Origin of the sequence: Algibacter aquimarinus (genome assembly GCF_039543265.1) — a bacterium.
GTDB lineage: Bacteria > Bacteroidota > Bacteroidia > Flavobacteriales > Flavobacteriaceae > Algibacter_B > Algibacter_B aquimarinus.
The window spans coordinates 409,564-428,479 of the sequence record NZ_BAABJK010000004.1 but is presented as its reverse complement, the minus strand read 5'-3'; the positions used below and the strand labels follow the sequence as shown (position 1 = coordinate 428,479).

Genomic DNA, 18,916 nt, shown 5'->3' with positions numbered 1-18,916 from the left:
AACTTAATGAAAAATGATTAACTTGTATGAGTTGTTGCTATTATTCAATTTGTGTTTATAATTTTATATTAATCTCTAAAACAAGATTGACATGAAAAGTTATAAAATGACATTTGGAACCATTATAAAACATGACAGTAATTTAGCAGAAATTGTTGTTGGTGAGGGTGTTGAAATGGACTTAGTTCAAGTTAAAGAGTACCATAATTGTCTTTTAAGTAATCTAAAAGCACCGTTTTATGTTCTGGTAAATAGAAAATATTCTTATACCTATACTTTTGAAGCTCAAAAAGAAATTATGAGTTTTGATAAAATTAAAAAATTGGCAGTTTTGCTAGTAACCCATAGCGCATTAATGTCTACCGAAACTTTATTAAACTTAAATGAAAACATCAATTGGGAAATTGCTTCGTTCAGGTTAAAAGATGACGCTTTAGCTTGGTTAAAAGAGCATTAGTAAACATGTTTATCAAACATTTAATTGATTAAATACTTCAAAATATAAGACTTACTCTTGCTTCTCAATATATTAAATGTAAATTTGCTGCTTCAAAAAAATAAAGATGACCGAATTTATAAGAAAGCGAACAGCAAATGCTAAAAACGATATTTTAAGTGGACTAACAGTAGCTTTAGCTTTAGTTCCTGAAGCTGTTGCATTTGCTTTTGTAGCAGGAGTTGACCCATTAGTTGGATTGTATGCAGCATTTATGATTGGTTTGATAACCTCTATTTTTGGTGGTCGCCCAGGTATGATAAGTGGTGCTACAGGTGCTTTAGCAGTGGTTATGGTAAGTTTAGTTGCCGAAGGAAATGCATTTGGAGCAGAAGGTGAAAATTTAGGACTATATTATTTATTTGCTACAGTTATTTTAATGGGAATTATACAAATGCTAGCAGGAGTTTTTAAGCTTGGTAAGTTTGTAAGATTGATTCCGCATCCAGTAATGATGGGTTTTGTTAATGGTTTAGCCATTGTTATTTTCTTATCGCAATTAGGAATGTTTAAAGATGCCAGTGGGAGTTGGTTTACTGGTTCGCAATTATGGATTATGTTAGGCTTGGTTGCTTTAACCATGGGTATCATGTTTGGTTTACCAAAGCTTACAAAAAAATTACCTGAAGCTTTAATAGCTATTTTAGGAGTATCTGCAATAGCTATTTTTGGAGATTTTGATGTAGCTACTGTAGGAAGTTTTATTCGTGATGGCGGAGGCGAAGGCTTAAAAGGCGGATTACCTCAATTTCAAACAGATATTTTTAGTAAAGTACCTTTCAATTGGCATACGTTAAGTTTTATTGGTCCTTATGCGTTAATACTAGCGGCAATAGGTTTAATAGAGTCTTTAATGACGCTTAACCTTGTTGATGAACTTACAGAAACAAGAGGTAATACCAATAAAGAATGTTTAGCACAAGGTGGTGCTAATATAATTACAGGACTTTTTGGAGGTATGGGAGGTTGTGCTATGATAGGGCAATCTTTAATTAACATAAAAGGGGGCGGTCGTGGTAGACTCTCAGGTATTGTAGCTGCCCTTGCTTTACTAGGTTTTATTTTATTTGCATCAGGACTTATAGAGCAAGTACCAATTGCAGCTTTAGTTGGTGTTATGTTTATGGTCGTTATTGGCACATTTGCATGGAGTAGTTTCCGTATTTTAAATAAAATACCCATTAGCGATGTTATAGTATTAGTTGCTGTATCATCGTTAACCGTTATTTTCGATTTAGCCATAGCCGTTATTGCAGGAGTTATTATTAGTGCCTTGGTATTTTCTTGGGAAAACGCTAAACGTATTCGTGCTCGCAAGCGTTTACGAGAAGATGGTACTAAGGTTTACGAAATTTGGGGACCTTTATTTTTCGGTTCAATTATAGCATTTAATGAGAAATTTGATGTTAAAAACGACCCAGAAAAAGTTGAAATAGATTTTGTAGAATCTCGAATAAGCGACCATTCTGCTATAGAAGCTATTTTTAATTTGGTTAATAAATACGAAGAAGCAGGTAAACAAATTAAGCTTAAACACCTAAGTGAGGATTGTAAAATATTGCTTTATAAATCGAGTCCTAAATTCAGAGAAGTTATTGTTGAGGATATTGACGACCCACGCTACCACCTAGCCGAAAACCCTGAGGCATTCACTAAAGGACTTTCTGAATATAAGTTTTAGGTTTATTATTTGGGCGTTACCACAAGGGTCGGGCTTTACGCTATATCTTTTTTTCACATCATAGCAAAAAGCAGGCGTAGTAGCTATATGTTAAATTTTATTTCTAAAATAAAGGTATATCTATTTCTTTCAAAAAAGGATGCCGCTGCAATCCCTAACGCACTTATTTGCTAGTTTAGTTTTAAACTGAAAGTTGTTGTTGTTTTAAGAGGTTAGTTTAACGGTCTTGTGTATGGTTAGTTGCGTGGGTTAGCACTTAAATTTGCAAGTAAACACCAAACTGAAAATCCGCGAGGATTTTCAGAAGTAGGCGAGAACAAGCAATTACTTAAAGCCATTGTTAGCCTTTGTTTTTTATTGTCCGAATTCTCGTAAAGGAACTTCTGCTTTGTTGAATTCAATTCCTAATTCTTGTTTTGCTTTATCATTTCTGTAAACGATTTTACCATTTCCATTAGGTTTTTCGTTATTCAGCATTTTTGTAATGTCCGAAACTTTCCAGCTTTCACTGGTTAATAGATAGTTTTTTCCGTTTAATCCTTTTTTTATGGCCGAACTATAAATTCCGTCTGCAACATCTTTTACATCTACAATCGCAAATTCCGTATCTGTGTCAAATAACATTTGAACAAATGGATTTGGTGCAATTTTGTTTTTGAAAAGAAATTGTAAACCTGAAGAAGTTGAGTCTTCTCTTTGTGATAATGATTTACCCATAACAGCAACAGGTGAAACACTTGTTATTTCAAAATCAGCATTTGGATGTTCTTCTATAAATTTCTCTACGGTTTGGTTAGCAATATATTTTGCCTGTGCATAAGGATGACTTTCTTCACTCATAAATGGTTGGTCAGATTCATCAATTGTATCATCAGGACTCTTACCATTAGGAAGCAAAGGAAAATTTGTGTTAAACGATGCTACAGAAGCAATGAAAACGACTTTTTCAATTCCTTGCGTTTCGTTTATTACTTCAAGGAAATTTTCTGTTCCTTTAATAGTCGGGTCAAATAATTCAGTTTTTGGATCTTGCACATCCAACTGAAAAGGTGTTCCACCGTGAACAACTATGTCACAGCCTTTTGTGAATTCCTTCAACTGACTCTTGTTTTCAACTTTTAAAGGAAGAATTTCAAGGTTTTCGGCATTCGGTAAATTTTTTAAATGGTCATATTTTTCACTTTTGGAAATATCGGTAGCTGATACTCTTACCTTAAATCCTTCCTGCAAAAATTTCTTTGTGGTATGACTTCCAATGAAGCCTGAACCTCCAATAATTCCAACTGTTTTCATATTTTCTGATTTTGATTAATTATGTTTTTCTAAATAAAGGCTAACGTCTTGATATGAAATCGTTTTAATGTTTATATCTAATGTTAAACGAAGTTAGCTTAATTTTTTTACAAAGTCAATTTTACTATTACTAGCGCATTGGCCTTTTAAGCTGTTCTTTAACTCGATCAAACGATTTTTTACTCGCACGCTCCCAACGGTAAATGGTGTACTTTTTACCTTTGTTAGCTTCAAATTTAGCTTGTTTTTCACGAACATTGGTTGCCCAATTAAAACGTTTGTTTACTACGGCTTTAATGAGTTCATCATTTGGAGAAATCTTTTCCAAAGCATTTAAACATGCAATAGATACGTTTTGCACTTTATCATTAATACATTTTAATAATGCAGGAATAGAACATGGTTTTGCAATTTGTTCTAAAGCTTCGGCAGCTAGTTTTCTGGTTTTATAATTTCCATTTGCTAATGCATACTCTAACTTAACTGTATCATGACTATCCATCCAAAAGTATATAGTTTTGGCAGATGGCTGAATCAGATTGAGTTTAAAAAGTGAATATGTAATAGTGTGAAACATGAATTCTTAAATAAAGCGTTTATCTAATTAGTATAAAATATTCAAGAAATGTTACGAAATAAATGGCGAGGTAGTTATAAAACCGCTTTAGGAATAACTTTTCTAGTCCACGTTTTTAAACGTTTATAGTTTGATACCTCAGAGTCTGGATTGAAATCTAATGTGGTTTCCCAAGAGTTTTCCGGTTTAAATTCTATTTCCATACCTTTTAAAACACCTTCAGAGATTTTGTCAGATTCAACAACAACAATACATTCGGTATTTAAATTTGCACTCCTAGGGTCCAGATTAAAAGTGCCAATAACTGTTATTTTTTCATCAATAACCATAGATTTTGCATGAAGCCCAAAAATGGGTGTATACTCCAATTCTTCCTGAAGTTCGCCTGTCATTATTTTTTTTCGCTCTTCTGCATCAGGTTTAAACTCAAATATTCTTATACCCGTTTTTAATAGTGTTTCTCGGTCTGTTTGATAGCTGCTAAACGCTTCTAGGTTATCTGTTGACGCTAAACTATTTGTAAGGATTCTAACTTTTACACCTCTGTTTACAGCATCTTTAAATAAGTTTTGACTTAATTTTGAAGTAATTAAATATGGTGTTTGAATGTTAATAGATGATTTTGCATTTTTAACTAAATCGACTAATGCTGAAGTTGAAATACCACCGCCAACTAAGCTGGATTCTTTGTTGTTTTTACCTGGTAAATCAGAGATAAAACGAACATTCTCTGACCAAACTAAAGCACCAGAATTTTTAATAGCATCAAAAGTCTCAGGCAAATTTTCAATACGTTTTCTTACTTGAGGCCAGAAATTTTCAGGATTACAGGCATATTCATGCAGTTTATCAAATCTATTTTCGTCATCTATATTTTCAGGTTCATCCTTAATAACATCTGTAACATCTTTACTTAACTCGCTATTCCAAAAAGTATCAAAAGAGGATTTTACTTTTTGAGTTTCTTTGCCAATTAAAAGAATGTCTCTATCTCTAAAATTGTATTCATGGTCATAATCAAAATACTCATTAGCTATATTTCTGCCGCCAGTAATTACAACTTGGTCGTCAACAATAAAGGTTTTGTTGTGCATTCTTTGGTTAGCAGATTTAAAGTCTGTAGCAAATTTTTCAATTTTCTGAAAGATATTTTTTCCTAGGTTAACTCCAGGATTATAAATTCTAACAGAAATATTTTTATGAGAATTAAATGTTAGTATATCGGTTGCTTCAGCATCAACCATTATGTCGTCAACAAGTACACGTACTTTAACACCTCTATCTGCTGCTCTTACCAAATAGTCGCATGCAATAAGGCCTACATTATCTGTAGAAAATATAAAGTATTGAATATCTATAGTTTTTTCGGCATACTCGGTTAACCAAGCTCTGGCAACCATAGAACCGCTTCCGTCTTCAAGAACATAAACGCCTGTTTTATTATGTATTAAAGTAGAAAAATCTTCAAGTTCTTTTGCAAGTGTCATGCTATTATTTCTGATAATTTTTGAGCAAAAATCAGTTTCTGTTTTTAGAGTTTTTTTGTTAGTACAAGATACAAACAAGATTAAAAAGGCGATAATGTAATTGGCGTAATTTAATCTATAATTCATTCAAAAATTTATTGTTTAACTCTAACATTATCTGGAACCAACTTAGTGTAATCACCATTATTTCTGATGACATCACGTACAATAGAAGAAGCAATGTAAGACGTGCTTGCAGAGGTTAAAAGAAAAACAGTTTCAATAGGAGCAAGGTCTCTGTTGGTGTGAGCAATAGCTTTTTCAAACTCAAAATCGGCTGGATTTCTAAGTCCACGTAAAATAAATTCAACGTTAATTTCTTTACAGAAATCAACGGTTAAGCCTTTGTAAGTAACAACTTTTACTTTAGGTTCGTCTGCAAATGCGTTTTCAATAAAAGCTTTACGTTCTTCAAGCGTGAACATGTATTTTTTTGAAGCATTTACACCAATAGCCACTATAATTTCGTCAAAAAGTGTAACCCCACGTTTTATGATATCATAATGTCCTAATGTTAGCGGATCAAAAGACCCGGGAAATATGGCTCGTTTCATAATTTTAAATTTACAACAATTATTTCAAAGCCTCTTTAATGGCATTATCAAACAAATCAACCATGCTAATTCCAGCAGCTGCAGCTTGCTGTGGTAATATGCTTTCTTTGGTTAATCCTGGTACGGTATTCATTTCTAATAAATGTGGTTCGCCATCTTTAAAAATAAATTCACTTCTGCTAAAACCTGTCATTTTTAAAACTTCGTATATTTTTTTTGCTTCTTTAGTTACCTTTTCCTCTTGTTCTTTTGTTAGTCTAGCAGGCGTGATTTCTTGAGATTTCCCTAAGTATTTAGCTTCATAATCAAAGAAGTCGTTTTCAGAAACAATTTCAGTAATTGGTAAAACTTTAACCTTTCCTTTGTAAGTTATAACACCAACAGACACTTCAACACCGTCTAAAAAAGATTCAATAATAATTTCATCATCTTCTTTAAAAGCAACATCAATGGCATTTTGTAAATCTTCTTTTTTGTTAACTTTCGTTATTCCAAAACTACTCCCAGCTTTGTTGGCTTTTACAAAACACGGTAAACCAACTTTGTTAATGATATCTTCTTGATTTATAGTATCTCCAAGATTTAAATAAAAAGATTCTGCTGTTTTTATATCATAGGGTTTTAAAACGCTTAAACAATCTCGTTTGTTAAAGGTTAAACTAGCTTGGTACATACTGCAGCTCGTTTGTGGGATGTTTAAAAGCTTAAAATAACCTTGCATAAATCCATCCTCACCGGGAGAACCATGAATAGCATTAAAAACACAATCAAAGGTTGTTTTTTTGGTGTTTAAAGTAACTGAGAAATCATTTTTATCAATTGGATATTCATTGTTATCTGTATCAACATAAACCCATTTATCTTTAAATATATGAATGCGGAAAGCATTGTATTTTGAATTATCAAGCGTTTCAAAAACTACATTTCCACTTTTTAAAGAAATCTGATACTCACTTGAATATCCGCCCATAATAATGGCAATATTTTTTTTCATCAAAAAATGAATTAATTAAATATCAATCTAAAACCAACAATAAAACGTATCTATTATTAGTTAAGCTAAAATATCATATATATTGCAAAACAAAAAACAGTTCTGTTTTTATATATTTGTGTATTCAAAATTCTTTAAATGAGCATTATAAAATTTCTAACCAGTAAAATATTTTTAAAGCAAATTTTATTAGCTATAGTAGCTCTTGTTGTACTATGCTTTATCATTTTAAAATGGTTAAATGTGTCTACCAATCATGGTGATTTTGAAACTGTGCCAGATTTAACAGGGAAATCTATTAGCGTTGCTAAAATTGAACTAAAAGAGAATAATTTGGTTATGCAAATTCAAGATTCAGCAAATTATAATCCAGATTATCCAAAATTTTCAGTTATTGAACAAGAGCCATCAGCTGGAGAAAAAGTTAAAGAAGATAGAAAAATATATATTACATTAAACCCTTCTGGCTACAGAAAAATTCAAGTTCCAGACTTAACAGAACGTACCTTTAGGCAAACAAAACCAACACTTGAAGCATTAGGATTTAAAGTTGGTAAAATTACTTACGAAAATAATATTGGTAAAGATTTGGTACTAAAAATGACTCACAAAGGAAAAACTATTTCAGAAGGCGATAAGTTGGCCAAAACATCTGTTATAGATTTAGTACTTGGTAATGGTAACCGACCATAATTATGGACGAATATACACCACAGTTGCCAGACGAAAATAATCTTTACGAACACCACTCATTTACAGTAGATAAAGGGCAAACGCCACTTCGTATAGATAAGTATTTAATGAATTTTGTTGAAAATGCTACCAGAAATAAAATTCAGGCAGCAGCAAAAGAGGGTAGTATTTTTGTTAATGATGTGGCTGTTAAATCCAATTATAAAGTAAAACCTTTTGATAAAATTAGAGTGTTGTTTTCGCATCCACCTTTTGAGAATTTATTGGTAGGCGAAGATATTCCTATTGATGTTGTTTATGAAGATGACGACCTTTTAGTAGTAAACAAAGAAGCAGGAATTGTGGTACATCCCGGACACGGAAATTACTCAGGAACGCTCATAAACGCTTTAATTTATAAGTTTGATAATTTACCAAACAACTCTAGCGAACGTCCTGGATTGGTACATCGAATAGATAAAGATACTAGCGGACTTTTAGTGGTTGCCAAAACAGAAGAAGCCATGGCACACTTATCTGCGCAATTTGCAAACAAAACTAGCGAGCGCGAGTATGTTGCGCTTGTTTGGGGCAATGTTGAAGAAGAACAAGGCACTATTGAAGGCAATATTGGTCGACATTCTAAAAACCGACTTCAAAATGCCGTATTTCTTGATGATGAGGCAGACAAAGGAAAACCAGCAGTTACGCATTACAAAGTTTTAGAGCGTTTGGGTTATGTAACGTTGGTGTCCTGCAAGTTGGAAACTGGTAGAACACATCAAATACGTGTACACATGAAACACATTGGTCACACACTATTTAACGATGCTCGTTATGGCGGAGAAAAAATACTAAAAGGAACCACCTTTACCAAGTATAAACAGTTTGTAGAAAACTGTTTTAAAGTATTACCAAGACAAGCATTACACGCTAAAACCTTAGGATTTGAACATCCAACAACAGGTAAGTTTATGCAGTTTGACACACCAATCCCAGAAGATATGAAGCAATGTATTGAAAAGTGGCGAGGTTATTCAAAGCACCAGGAGATGTAAAAATTATGCTTATGCTTTTTCAATATTCTTAGCCTAGTTTATTAACTCTCAACCTGTTTTTTAGTTATAATGGTGAGATTTTTACTTTTTTACTGATATGTTTCAGTACTAAACAAAAATCAGCTTTGTAGACTGTGTTTTAATTTACTATTTTTGGCATCAAAATAATTTAAACTAAGAAAATGAAAACAATTAAATTTTTAAGTGTAGTAGCGCTAACAATCTCGTTAGTGTCTTGTAATAAAAATGGAGTTTCGAATAAACCATTACAAACTGAAATAGATTCAGTGAGTTATTCATTGGGATTAAACATTGCAGGAAGTGTTAAAGCAAACGCTTCTGAAATTGACAAAGATATTTTTATACAAGGTTTTGTAAATGGGATAGATTCTACAGATTTAAAAATTGAGCAAGATAAAGTTCAAGGAATTTTAAATGCTTATTTTCAAAAAAAGCAAGTTGAGGCTCAAGAAAAACAAAGATTAGAGGCAGAGAAAAAAGCTGAAGAGGAATATGGTGATGTAAAGGCGGCAGGAGAAAAGTTTTTAAATGAAAACATGACGAAAGAGGGCGTTGAAATTACAGATAGCGGATTACAATATATTGTACTTAAAGAAGGAACTGGTGAAAAACCAAATCCAACATCAAAGATTAAGATACACTACCACGGTACTTTGATTGATGGAACTGTTTTTGATAGTACTGTTGAAAAGGGTAAACCATATCAAGCTTTGGCAAGTCAATTTATTCCTGGATTCACAGAAGGGTTATTACTAATGCCTGAGGGTTCTAAGTATAAGTTTTTTATACCTCAAGATATTGGTTATGGTGCTTTTCCACGTCAAGGTGGTGTTATAAAGCCATTTGCTCCATTAATATTTGAAGTAGAATTATTAGAAATAATTAAGTAATTTAATACTTATTATTCAAAGAAAATGAAAACAGGAGGCAAATGCTTCCTGTTTTTTGTTTTAATAATTTTGTTTAAAACTAATTTCAAAATTATAGAGTGTACCTTTGTTCTTATTAATGAATTAAATTATGAATCATAAAGCTGGTTTTGTAAATATAATAGGTAATCCAAATGTTGGTAAGTCGACACTTATGAATGCTTTTATAGGTGAGAAACTTTCCATTATAACATCGAAAGCACAAACGACTAGGCATAGAATTTTAGGTATCGTAAACGGAGATGATTTTCAAGTTGTTTTTAGCGATACACCGGGTATTATAAAACCTGCTTACGAGTTACAAGAGTCTATGATGAGTTTTGTGAAATCTGCCTTTGAAGATGCAGATATTTTAATTTATATGGTTGAAATTGGAGAGCAAAATTTAAAAGATGAAACATTTTTCAATAAAATAAAAAATTCTAAAATACCAATTTTATTGCTTTTAAATAAAATTGATAAGTCTGACCAAAACCAACTTGAATCTCAAGTACAGCTTTGGGCAGAAAAAGTACCTAATGCAGAGATTATAGCTGTTTCAGCTTTAGAGGGTTTTCAGGTAAAAGAAGTTTTTAATAGAATTATAGAATTGTTACCTGAGTCTCCGCCTTTTTACCCGAAAGATCAATTAACAGATAAACCAGAACGGTTTTTTATAAATGAGACTATTCGTGAAAAAATACTTCTTCATTACAAAAAAGAAATCCCTTATGCTGTTGAAATAGAAACCGAAGAGTTTTTTGAGGAAGAAAAAATTATAAGAATACGTTCTGTAATAATGGTGGAACGCGAAACTCAAAAAGGTATTATTATTGGTCATAAAGGAAGTGCTTTAAAACGAGTTGGAGTAGAAGCTAGAAAAGATTTGGAAAAATTTTTTGGAAAACAAATCCACCTAGAATTATATGTTAAGGTGAATAAAAACTGGAGGAGCAATCAAAACCAGTTAAAACGATTTGGTTACAATAATTAGTAACTAGTAATAAAAACACCAGCACTAAATTAAAAGTGCTGGTGTTTTTATTTGATTATTTTAATGAAATGCATACTGCAAACCAAAGGTTAAATTGTAATTCTGTTTTAATTGAATACCATTTAAATCTTGGTAAATTGGTGTGCTAATTTCGGTTGCAAAGCGTAAGCCTTTTAATCCACCATTATTTATTAAATAGTTTAATCCAAATCCTGAGTTTATAAAAGTACCGCCAGAATTTTCAATGTCTGCTGTTGTAACCATCATTGGATTTAATAAAGTACTAGCGCCATTAATTTTATCTATAATCAAACCTTCTAGCCTAACAGAGATACTTAGGTTTTTGCCAGCTTTTGCAGAAATCCAGTTGTTTAGTTTATAGCGATTCCCAAACTTGTAATCTTGATCGTTATCATTAATATTTATCATTCCAGTTAATTGATGCCCCCAAGAAAACTTATTACATTGCCCTAAGTAAGTTAAGCCTAAATTAGCACCAAAAGAGCCTGTACCAGTTTGCATTGGGTAAGGGAGTTGCACTTCGTTATCCATGGACATTGGAAGTATATTTTTTTCTTCAATACTACCAGTTGGAATAGACATACCAACTTGCACATGCATAGCTTTTCTGTTTTTATTAAAGAGGCTATATAATGCGTTAATAGAAAAATCTCCAAAACCAGAAGTATTTGTTGCAAATGCATTTCCATTTCTCATCTGCAGGTTCATATCATTTTCTAGATAATTTGCCATGACCATAAGAGTTATTTTATTTGATGGTGCATACATAACACCCAACATGTGCATATTCATAGTCATATTCAAAGGTGCCACCATATAGTTGGTATGAGCAACAGATATAGTAGCGTCATCAGTACCTTGTCTTAATTGTCGCATATCCATAGTCATAAAGCGGTAAGAGAACATTAACTCACCTTTATGATGTACATGATCTCCCATTACAGATATTGGTGCATGCCCGTCTGGCCTGTTTGAAGACCATAAGTTTTCGGTTTCTTTTTCTTGAGCAAACGTCATTGTGGTTACAACGCATAGCGCTGCAATTAAAATATATTTCATTTTTTTAATTCTAAATTTTATGTAATAAGTTGTGTTTCTTCCAGAGATTTTCCAGAAGAAATTATAAAAAGATTAGTAAAGCATTACACTAAATCTGGTGGTTGAAAGGCACTATAATTGTAACTGAAATCGTATAGTTTTTGGTAGAATGAAATTTGATTTTTTCTTAAATTGGTAAAAAATGAAAAATCAGAGATACAAAAAATAGTTACAAAACCAATGGGGTAATTTTCAAGAGAAATTCTTAATGAGGTTAAAGGGTCCGTTTCTTGTTGTTTTTCTAATTGTTTTACTAAATGACATTTTCCATGACATTGCAATTCTGGTTTCTCTTTATTTATACATAAAAATTCAGCAATATAATCTTGATTAAGTATATATTCAACATAAGGTTGTACAGGCCTTAGCATAGCCAAAACATATAAGAAAACGAAAAAAGTAGCCTTTAGCTGATGCAAAGAAATAAATTTTGGCTAATATAGATTAAGATGCCAAAATGAGCCAAAACATGTGTGTTAAATTAAAAAAATATTTAATTTTTTAATTCATTTAAAGCTAAAGGTAAAATACGCTCTACAAATTTTGTATAAGCAAATTCGGAAGGGTGCAATCCGTCAGACGCAACAAAGTTTGGATTTATTAATCCTGCTCTAGTTATATCAGTAATATTAACAAAACTGATATTATTGATGTTACAATAATTTTTTGCGAAGTTATTATATCGGTCAATTTCATTTGAAATATTTGAATCTCCTTTTCCAAAAGGTGTAAAAGCATAATCTGGTATAGACACAACTATAACACTCTTTTTGTCTCCTTTAGCCTTGTTTATAGCTGTTGTAACAAGTTGAGGAAATTCGTTTTCGTATAAAGAAAAAGGTCTTTTTTGAAATTGATTATTAACTCCTATTAAGAGGGTTACTAAGTCGAAATCATTATTAATGTTTTCGGCATCTATAGCATTAATTAAATTGGTTGTAGTCCAACCCGTTCTTGCAATAACTTTTAAAGTGAAAGTTGTATCAGTATCAAATTTTAACCTTAAACTGTCTTTTAATTGTTCAGGAAATCTGCAGGTTTCGCAAACACTTTCACCAATGGTGTAACTGTCACCTAAAGCTAATAGTTTAAATGTGATGTTTTTAGGTGGTGTATTTCCTTGATTATCTTGAGGATCATCATCTTTATTGTCCATAACTTCTTCCTCAATAATAATTTCAGAATTTGCAGAACAATTTAAAAATAGGAAGAAGCCCAAACTAATACATAGTAAAGGAAAATTAAATTTCATTTTTTTATTTTAAAGATACAGCTTTGTATTTAAAAATTAAAATTCACTTTTATATACCTCATAAAAAAGCCCCACTCAAGGGGCTTTTAGTTTTTAATTAGTGTCTACTTTTTATACAACGGATCTGCTCCAATTGTACCTACTAGTCGATTTAAATAATGTGAAGATTTTACATCATCATATAATTTTTTCGTAGTATTTAAACGTGCTTTAATTTGCATATCTTCTACTAAAATATCATTGTGCGGATTTTTTATAAATGATTCTAAATAATCAATTTGAGAACCATAATATGCAATATCCTTTTGTTGTTTTAATGCTAATCTTTCTTTATACCAATCTGTGTTAATTACATAATCTCTATCAAAATATTGTCTTAATTCTGGGTCGCTAATGTCCTTGCCTTCATAATGTCCATAAGCCATAATGTTCAATAGAATTTTTAGCGGTGGAATAGCGGCTTCAATACTACCATCTTCAAAATAGTTTATTGCTACTTTTTGCTGAGCTTCAACAATGTTGTCAATGCCATCTACAAAATCTTCTAAATTTTGTAATTCAGGTTTTAACATACGCTCATTAAATACGGCTGTGGGTTCATCAAATAATCTATTTAAGCATAATAAAGAGAATGTTTTGGTAATCCTATAACCTAAACGGCTAGCTAAAACTTTTTTGCCTTCATGTTCGAAATCCTCTAGCTTTTCTAAAGAACCATTTGTAATTAAATTTTTAGGGTCTCTATCTTCTGGTGCCATTCTAGCCCAAATTTCTGGAATCAATAAACTAACATCGTGGTCTATTTTATTTTCTGCACCAACATAACCTGCTGCTGTACTAAACCCGTTAGATTCTGTTAATATGTGTGATAACAAAGCGTTATTTAAATCTGTTGTTGGTGTTAGCATATTAAATGGTGCCTTGGTTAAAGCACCTTCAGATCCAGCTCCTGTAGTAGATGGCGATTTACCTGTTAAGCTACAAATAAAATCCATAAATAATTCTGGAGTTTCCTGATAGTGTATTGGGTTATAAACCGCTAATGGTCTAATGCCAGCTTCTCTGTCAGCAGGGTTATTTCTTCGGCCAGGTAAAACAGCATTAACAACATGAATTACTGGGTCGTTTAGTTTTATCTTCCTTTTTAAACGTACACCAATATCAGAAATATAAGATGCTTCAGTCTCATTATAGAATTTATTTGGCTCTAAATAACGTGGGTTTTTAGTTGGTAAACCATCTTCAATAATACGAGGGTGTGATGGTAATACAAATTGAATATCTTCATCGTCACTGTTTATAATTTCTAAAATAAAATCTTTAACAGGTTGTGTATACTTATCATAATTTATAGTGTCTTCATAAATTGCAATAGCATCCTTTTTGGTCAATTTTTCGTAATTTGTTAAAAATCTACCGTCAGAAATAATATCTAATTCAGCACCTTTATCATAACCTCTTACAATAGCTTCATCGGGTCTTTGGAATAAATGCGCTTCGCAATTAGTTAATACCTTCACACTTTGGTTTTTGTATTCTGGATTTAAATTTTTAAACTGTTCTTTAGGAATTGTGATTGATGCAGTTATGTCATCTTCAGTTTGAATCTTTTCACATGCTGCAAAATCTGAACGTAGTTTATTAAGTAACCAGTTGCCTTCTTGGTTAAACCCGATACGCACATAACTACCAACCACAGGATTGTTATTATAGGTTAATGAAGTACCTTGAACACCATTTATAATTTCTACAGACATCATGTCTTTCCAATTAAGGTTAGCACCATGAGCTTGTCTAAATAAACGCTTTACAAATAACACTAAAGAGCGTACATGTACAGGGATATTTTCTAACCATTCATTAAACTCATCCGAGTTTTCTTCATTAGGCGTTAGTAATTTTACAACAGAGCCTAAGGTTCTTTTTTCACTTAAAAATGATCTTGATAGTGGTCTATTTGGGTCTTTAACTTTCCAACGGGTAGAGTAATTAAACTCAATTATTTCATCAGCCTTCTTAAAATCTTCTTCAATATCATGAATGTTAAATCTGCTATAAGTAATGGCATTCTGCATAGATTTAGAAATTTCAGATTTTCCTCCACCAGACACTGTACAAGGTTTATGGCAAAATACACCTTCAGGATAGGTTTCTATAATACGCCATAAATTAATAGACTTATGTTTTTCTAATCTTAGTTTATTACCAGACGGATGTATATAGGTTTTAAAAGGCGATAAGGTTAATTTTTGTTCTTTACCTTTATAACTCCATGTTATACTATTTGTATTGGTATTGAAATAAGACGATTCCGGGATGTAAACGATGTTAGGGTAATTCTTGTCTACGGCATAATTTTCGGGTTTAACCTCAATTCTATCCGCCAGTAAGTTTTTAACATCTTCAATAGTATGGTCTAAACCGTAATATTTATTATAATCTGTACAAGTTACAGTATCTCCCATAACACGTCTAGCATAGGCTATTGCTCCGCCTGCATGTTCTTCTTCTAGGATTCCGTATAAATTTGCTGAATAACTTATTTGTGTTTTTATTTCTTTTTTAGAATAACCATAATAGTTGTCAGCAATTAATGTTACAACAACACCGCTTTCGTCTCTACAAGTAATTTTGAATGCACCACCGTCATTATAAAGTTCATTTTCATCTTTCCAGCACATGCCATCTTTTTTCTGACGTTCAGTAGCATCATCAAAGTGAGGTAGACCAACTTCTTTCTTTTTAAGTGTTAATAGTTGTGGTGCGAGAATAATACATCCAGTATGTCCAGTCCAATGTTCTGGGTCTAAAGCTGCATCATTATGTGCTAAATTGGGGTCGCCAGCATTACCAAAAATAGATTCCACAAAATCTAAATTACTTACTAAACTACCAGGTGCAAAAAAGCGTACTTCCAATGATTTTTTTGAAATTACTCCCGCAACCTCAGGGCAAACCGTTGGTCTTAAAAGCATAGACACCATTGTTTTTGCTTGCTCTTCTTGGTTTGATGTAAATGGAAGTGTTTTTAAGTCATCAGAAGGGTTGAATGCAGCATTTAAAAAGTGACCCAACACGATTTTAGGAACTTCCTTTTTATCTAATGGAACAGGAAGTGGACCTTCTACAATATGAAAGGTGCCTTTAGTTGTTCTTTTGTCATGTAAAGGATTGTTTAAAATCCCTTGTTTTAAACGGTTTGATGTAACTAAATCACTTTTAAAAACTTTACCATTAGGTGGTAAGCTAGCTTCTCTAGCTTGTCCTTTTTTAGAAAGGATTAATGTGTTATTTGGTAATTGATATGATTTGTTAATCGATATGTCTTTTAAATAAGTATTTATAAAATTCTGGATTCTTGAGTCGGCAGGAGAGAGGTGACTTGCTAAAAGTCTTGACTTCTCTCTAAGACTCATAATAAGAGGTTTAGTAGTCTTTTCAAATTCAGGATCACAAAATTTTTCTGCACTACCTTCCTTATCTTTAAATGTTGGTTGACCAATCGATGCTAATTGTAAGTTTATAAACTGAATAATGTCTCTTCTAGATTCTTTCATGACGTTCTGCTTGTTATTATGGAATAATTACTTAAGCAAAACTATGTTATGAATCCGCGAAAAAACATGTCAAAAGTCATGTTACGGAATTTTTTTTACTATAACGATTGAGTTAAAAACAGTTTTAAAATTTTATTTAAATGCATTAAGGCCGGTAATATCTAAGCCAGTAATTAATAAGTGAATGTCGTGTGTACCTTCGTAGGTAATTACACTTTCTAGGTTCATAGAGTGACGCATGATAGAATATTCTCCTGTTATACCCATGCCTCCAAGCATTTGTCTAGCTTCTCTAGCAATATTAATTGCCATATCTACATTATTACGTTTCGCCATAGATATTTGAGCGGAAGTTGCAGTTTCATTTTCACGCATAACACCTAATCTCCAAGCCAGAAGTTGTGCTTTAGTGATTTCAGTAATCATTTCAGCTAGCTTTTTTTGTTGAAGTTGAAATTGACCAATAGGTTTCCCAAACTGTATCCGTTCTTTGCTGTATCGTAATGCAGTATCATAGCAATCCATTGCAGCGCCGATTGCGCCCCAAGCAATACCATATCTGGCTGAATCTAGGCAGCCAAGAGGTGCGCCTAAACCAGATTTATTAGGTAATAAATTTTTCTTTGGTACCTTAACATTATCAAAAATAAGTTCACCAGTTGCCGATGCGCGTAATGACCATTTGTTATGCGTTTCTGGAGTAGTAAACCCTTCCATACCGCGTTCAACTATTAGGCCATGAATGCGCCCACTTTCATCTTTAGCCCAAACAACTGCTATTTGTGCAAAAGGAGCATTACTAATCCACATTTTTGCACCATTTAATAAGTAATGATCTCCTTTGTCTTTAAAATTAGTAACCATGCCGCCCGGGTTACTACCATGGTCGGGTTCTGTTAAACCAAAACATCCTATCCATTCGCCACTTGCTAATTTTGGTAAATACTTTTTACGTTGCTCTTCATTACCATACTTCCAAATAGGGTACATAACTAATGATGATTGTACCGATGCTGTTGAACGAACGCCAGAATCTCCACGTTCTATTTCTTGCATTATTAAACCATAGCTTATTTGGTCTAAGCCGGCACCACCATACTCCATTGGAATATAAGGTCCAAAAGCTCCAATTTCTGCTAAACCACCAATAATTTGTTTTGGAAACTCTCCTTTTTGAGCGTACTCTTCAATGATAGGAGAAACATCGCGTTTTACCCATTCTCGAGCGGCATCTCGAACTAATTTATGTTCGTCTGTGAGTAACTCATCTATGTTGTAATAATCTGGAGCTTCAAATAAATCTGGTCGCATAAAGACTGAATTTAATAGTGGTTTAAAGAAAAATAATTAGTAAAACGATAAATTTTTTATCAAATAATCATATTTTACCTAGCAAATTTAAATAATCTTTATTGATAAATTTACATTTTCAAGTAGAAATCTTTTGTTAAATCAATGTAATCTTGGGTGTATTCATGTCTTTTATTTTCAATTACAAGTGTTTCATTAATGAGTTGGTTTTTACTAAAACTAAATTCAATACAACTCCGTTTTATTTCTGATGTTGGATTGCCTTTAACATGTAAAATTCTAGAAGCGTTTAGATTATATTTTGACGCTAAATCTATAAATGATAATTCTTCTTTGAAAGGAATTATTACTGAAAAAATACCTTCTGTTGTAAGTAACTTTGAAACACTTTCAACTAAATGTTCAAAAGGCATGGCGTCTTGAAATCTAGCTAAGTCTCGTTGTATGCTTTCCGTTTTAAAATTTTCAGAATAAAAAGGAGGGTTGCAAATTATTAAATCATATTTATCTTCAATTTCATTTGCAAACTCTTCCAAAGACGTATGATAGCAAAAAAGGCGATCACTCCATAAGGATTGCTCAAAATTATCAACACATTGCTCATATGCCTTATCTTCAATTTCAATACCATCTATTAGTTGCGCATTACTTCTTTGGGCTAAGATTAGTGAAATTATACCCGTACCAGCTCCAATATCTAAAATTGAAAATGGATTATTTTTAATATTTGTCCATGTTGAAATTAAGACACTGTCTGTGCCAATTTTCATTGCACAACGGTCTTGTTTGATTTTAAATTGTTTAAAATAGAACGGTTTATCGGACATTAAAGTTTTGTTTTTGTAGTGATAGCAAGGATTTTTTTGTAATTAACACAATTTTTATTACATTAGCTAATACCAA

General features: G+C 32.2%; 17 protein-coding genes. 6 read left to right on the top strand and 11 right to left on the bottom strand.

What is annotated here, in order from left to right; translation table 11 throughout:
* Window positions 1–91: 91 nt before the first annotated feature.
* Entirely contained in the window at window positions 92–457 is a 366-nt protein-coding gene (locus ABD939_RS04805) for a hypothetical protein (protein ID WP_345165128.1), read from the top strand.
* A 106-nt stretch (window positions 458–563) separates the two neighbouring features.
* Window positions 564–2,177, top strand: a complete 1,614-nt coding sequence (locus tag ABD939_RS04800) for a SulP family inorganic anion transporter (RefSeq protein ID WP_345165125.1) — start codon at window positions 564–566, stop codon at window positions 2,175–2,177.
* Window positions 2,178–2,531: 354 nt separating this feature from the next.
* Here ABD939_RS04800 and ABD939_RS04795 read toward each other — a convergent pair whose 3' ends face one another.
* From ABD939_RS04795 to ABD939_RS04775, 5 genes are all read right to left on the bottom strand, one after another.
* Window positions 2,532–3,470 carry an NAD-dependent epimerase/dehydratase family protein gene (locus ABD939_RS04795; RefSeq protein WP_345165123.1) on the bottom strand — a complete coding sequence of 313 codons (939 nt, stop codon included), beginning with the start codon at window positions 3,468–3,470 and terminating at the stop codon, window positions 2,532–2,534.
* 130 nt (window positions 3,471–3,600) lie between these two features.
* Window positions 3,601–4,047: a HEAT repeat domain-containing protein gene (locus ABD939_RS04790; protein WP_345165119.1), complete on the bottom strand. Its 447-nt coding sequence runs from the start codon at window positions 4,045–4,047 to the stop codon at window positions 3,601–3,603.
* 74 nt (window positions 4,048–4,121) lie between these two features.
* Entirely contained in the window at window positions 4,122–5,660 is a 1,539-nt protein-coding gene (locus ABD939_RS04785; RefSeq protein WP_345165117.1) for a phospholipase D family protein, read from the bottom strand.
* An 8-nt stretch (window positions 5,661–5,668) separates the two neighbouring features.
* Window positions 5,669–6,127 carry a pantetheine-phosphate adenylyltransferase gene (gene coaD, locus ABD939_RS04780; RefSeq protein WP_345165115.1) on the bottom strand — a complete coding sequence of 153 codons (459 nt, stop codon included), beginning with the start codon at window positions 6,125–6,127 and terminating at the stop codon, window positions 5,669–5,671.
* 19 nt (window positions 6,128–6,146) lie between these two features.
* On the bottom strand, window positions 6,147–7,121 hold the full coding sequence (locus ABD939_RS04775; protein ID WP_345165112.1) for a D-alanine--D-alanine ligase: 975 nt from the start codon (window positions 7,119–7,121) through the stop codon (window positions 6,147–6,149).
* A gap of 138 nt (window positions 7,122–7,259) precedes the next feature.
* On the opposite strand from ABD939_RS04775, the gene ABD939_RS04770 reads away from it, so the two are divergent.
* The 4 genes from ABD939_RS04770 to era all read left to right on the top strand — a co-directional run bounded on the left by ABD939_RS04770 (window position 7,260) and on the right by era (window position 10,774).
* A complete protein-coding gene (locus ABD939_RS04770; RefSeq protein WP_345165109.1) occupies window positions 7,260–7,814 on the top strand; it encodes a PASTA domain-containing protein in 555 nt (184 codons plus the stop codon).
* A gap of 2 nt (window positions 7,815–7,816) precedes the next feature.
* The gene (locus ABD939_RS04765; RefSeq protein ID WP_345165107.1) at window positions 7,817–8,851 is read left to right on the top strand and encodes an RluA family pseudouridine synthase; all 1,035 of its coding nucleotides are present in this window, start codon (window positions 7,817–7,819) and stop codon (window positions 8,849–8,851) included.
* 182 nt (window positions 8,852–9,033) lie between these two features.
* The gene (locus tag ABD939_RS04760; RefSeq protein WP_345165104.1) at window positions 9,034–9,762 is read left to right on the top strand and encodes an FKBP-type peptidyl-prolyl cis-trans isomerase; all 729 of its coding nucleotides are present in this window, start codon (window positions 9,034–9,036) and stop codon (window positions 9,760–9,762) included.
* Window positions 9,763–9,892: 130 nt separating this feature from the next.
* The gene (gene era, locus ABD939_RS04755) at window positions 9,893–10,774 is read left to right on the top strand and encodes a GTPase Era (protein ID WP_345165101.1); all 882 of its coding nucleotides are present in this window, start codon (window positions 9,893–9,895) and stop codon (window positions 10,772–10,774) included.
* 60 nt (window positions 10,775–10,834) lie between these two features.
* On the opposite strand, the gene ABD939_RS04750 is transcribed toward era, so the two are convergent.
* The 6 genes from ABD939_RS04750 to ABD939_RS04725 form a co-directional block, all read right to left on the bottom strand.
* Window positions 10,835–11,854: a transporter gene (locus ABD939_RS04750; RefSeq protein WP_345165098.1), complete on the bottom strand. Its 1,020-nt coding sequence runs from the start codon at window positions 11,852–11,854 to the stop codon at window positions 10,835–10,837.
* An 83-nt stretch (window positions 11,855–11,937) separates the two neighbouring features.
* Entirely contained in the window at window positions 11,938–12,312 is a 375-nt protein-coding gene (locus tag ABD939_RS04745) for a hypothetical protein (protein ID WP_345165096.1), read from the bottom strand.
* Between the two features lie 74 nt (window positions 12,313–12,386).
* Entirely contained in the window at window positions 12,387–13,145 is a 759-nt protein-coding gene (locus tag ABD939_RS04740) for an SGNH/GDSL hydrolase family protein (RefSeq protein WP_345165093.1), read from the bottom strand.
* Between the two features lie 104 nt (window positions 13,146–13,249).
* Window positions 13,250–16,702, bottom strand: a complete 3,453-nt coding sequence (locus tag ABD939_RS04735; RefSeq protein WP_345165091.1) for a PPi-type phosphoenolpyruvate carboxykinase family protein — start codon at window positions 16,700–16,702, stop codon at window positions 13,250–13,252.
* 132 nt (window positions 16,703–16,834) lie between these two features.
* On the bottom strand, window positions 16,835–18,013 hold the full coding sequence (locus ABD939_RS04730; protein WP_345165088.1) for an acyl-CoA dehydrogenase family protein: 1,179 nt from the start codon (window positions 18,011–18,013) through the stop codon (window positions 16,835–16,837).
* Window positions 18,014–18,123: 110 nt separating this feature from the next.
* The gene (locus ABD939_RS04725) at window positions 18,124–18,840 is read right to left on the bottom strand and encodes a tRNA1(Val) (adenine(37)-N6)-methyltransferase (protein WP_345165085.1); all 717 of its coding nucleotides are present in this window, start codon (window positions 18,838–18,840) and stop codon (window positions 18,124–18,126) included.
* Window positions 18,841–18,916 lie beyond the last annotated feature (76 nt).

Coding starts and splice junctions, on each gene's coding strand:
- ABD939_RS04805 (WP_345165128.1), top strand. CDS start 92: ATGAAAAGTTATAAAATGACATTTGGAACCATTATAAAACATGACAGT.
- ABD939_RS04800 (WP_345165125.1), top strand. CDS start 564: ATGACCGAATTTATAAGAAAGCGAACAGCAAATGCTAAAAACGATATT.
- ABD939_RS04795 (WP_345165123.1), bottom strand. CDS start 3,470: ATGAAAACAGTTGGAATTATTGGAGGTTCAGGCTTCATTGGAAGTCAT.
- ABD939_RS04790 (WP_345165119.1), bottom strand. CDS start 4,047: ATGTTTCACACTATTACATATTCACTTTTTAAACTCAATCTGATTCAG.
- ABD939_RS04785 (WP_345165117.1), bottom strand. CDS start 5,660: ATGAATTATAGATTAAATTACGCCAATTACATTATCGCCTTTTTAATC.
- coaD (WP_345165115.1), bottom strand. CDS start 6,127: ATGAAACGAGCCATATTTCCCGGGTCTTTTGATCCGCTAACATTAGGA.
- ABD939_RS04775 (WP_345165112.1), bottom strand. CDS start 7,121: ATGAAAAAAAATATTGCCATTATTATGGGCGGATATTCAAGTGAGTAT.
- ABD939_RS04770 (WP_345165109.1), top strand. CDS start 7,260: ATGAGCATTATAAAATTTCTAACCAGTAAAATATTTTTAAAGCAAATT.
- ABD939_RS04765 (WP_345165107.1), top strand. CDS start 7,817: ATGGACGAATATACACCACAGTTGCCAGACGAAAATAATCTTTACGAA.
- ABD939_RS04760 (WP_345165104.1), top strand. CDS start 9,034: ATGAAAACAATTAAATTTTTAAGTGTAGTAGCGCTAACAATCTCGTTA.
- era (WP_345165101.1), top strand. CDS start 9,893: ATGAATCATAAAGCTGGTTTTGTAAATATAATAGGTAATCCAAATGTT.
- ABD939_RS04750 (WP_345165098.1), bottom strand. CDS start 11,854: ATGAAATATATTTTAATTGCAGCGCTATGCGTTGTAACCACAATGACG.
- ABD939_RS04740 (WP_345165093.1), bottom strand. CDS start 13,145: ATGAAATTTAATTTTCCTTTACTATGTATTAGTTTGGGCTTCTTCCTA.
- ABD939_RS04735 (WP_345165091.1), bottom strand. CDS start 16,702: ATGAAAGAATCTAGAAGAGACATTATTCAGTTTATAAACTTACAATTA.
- ABD939_RS04730 (WP_345165088.1), bottom strand. CDS start 18,013: ATGCGACCAGATTTATTTGAAGCTCCAGATTATTACAACATAGATGAG.
- ABD939_RS04725 (WP_345165085.1), bottom strand. CDS start 18,840: ATGTCCGATAAACCGTTCTATTTTAAACAATTTAAAATCAAACAAGAC.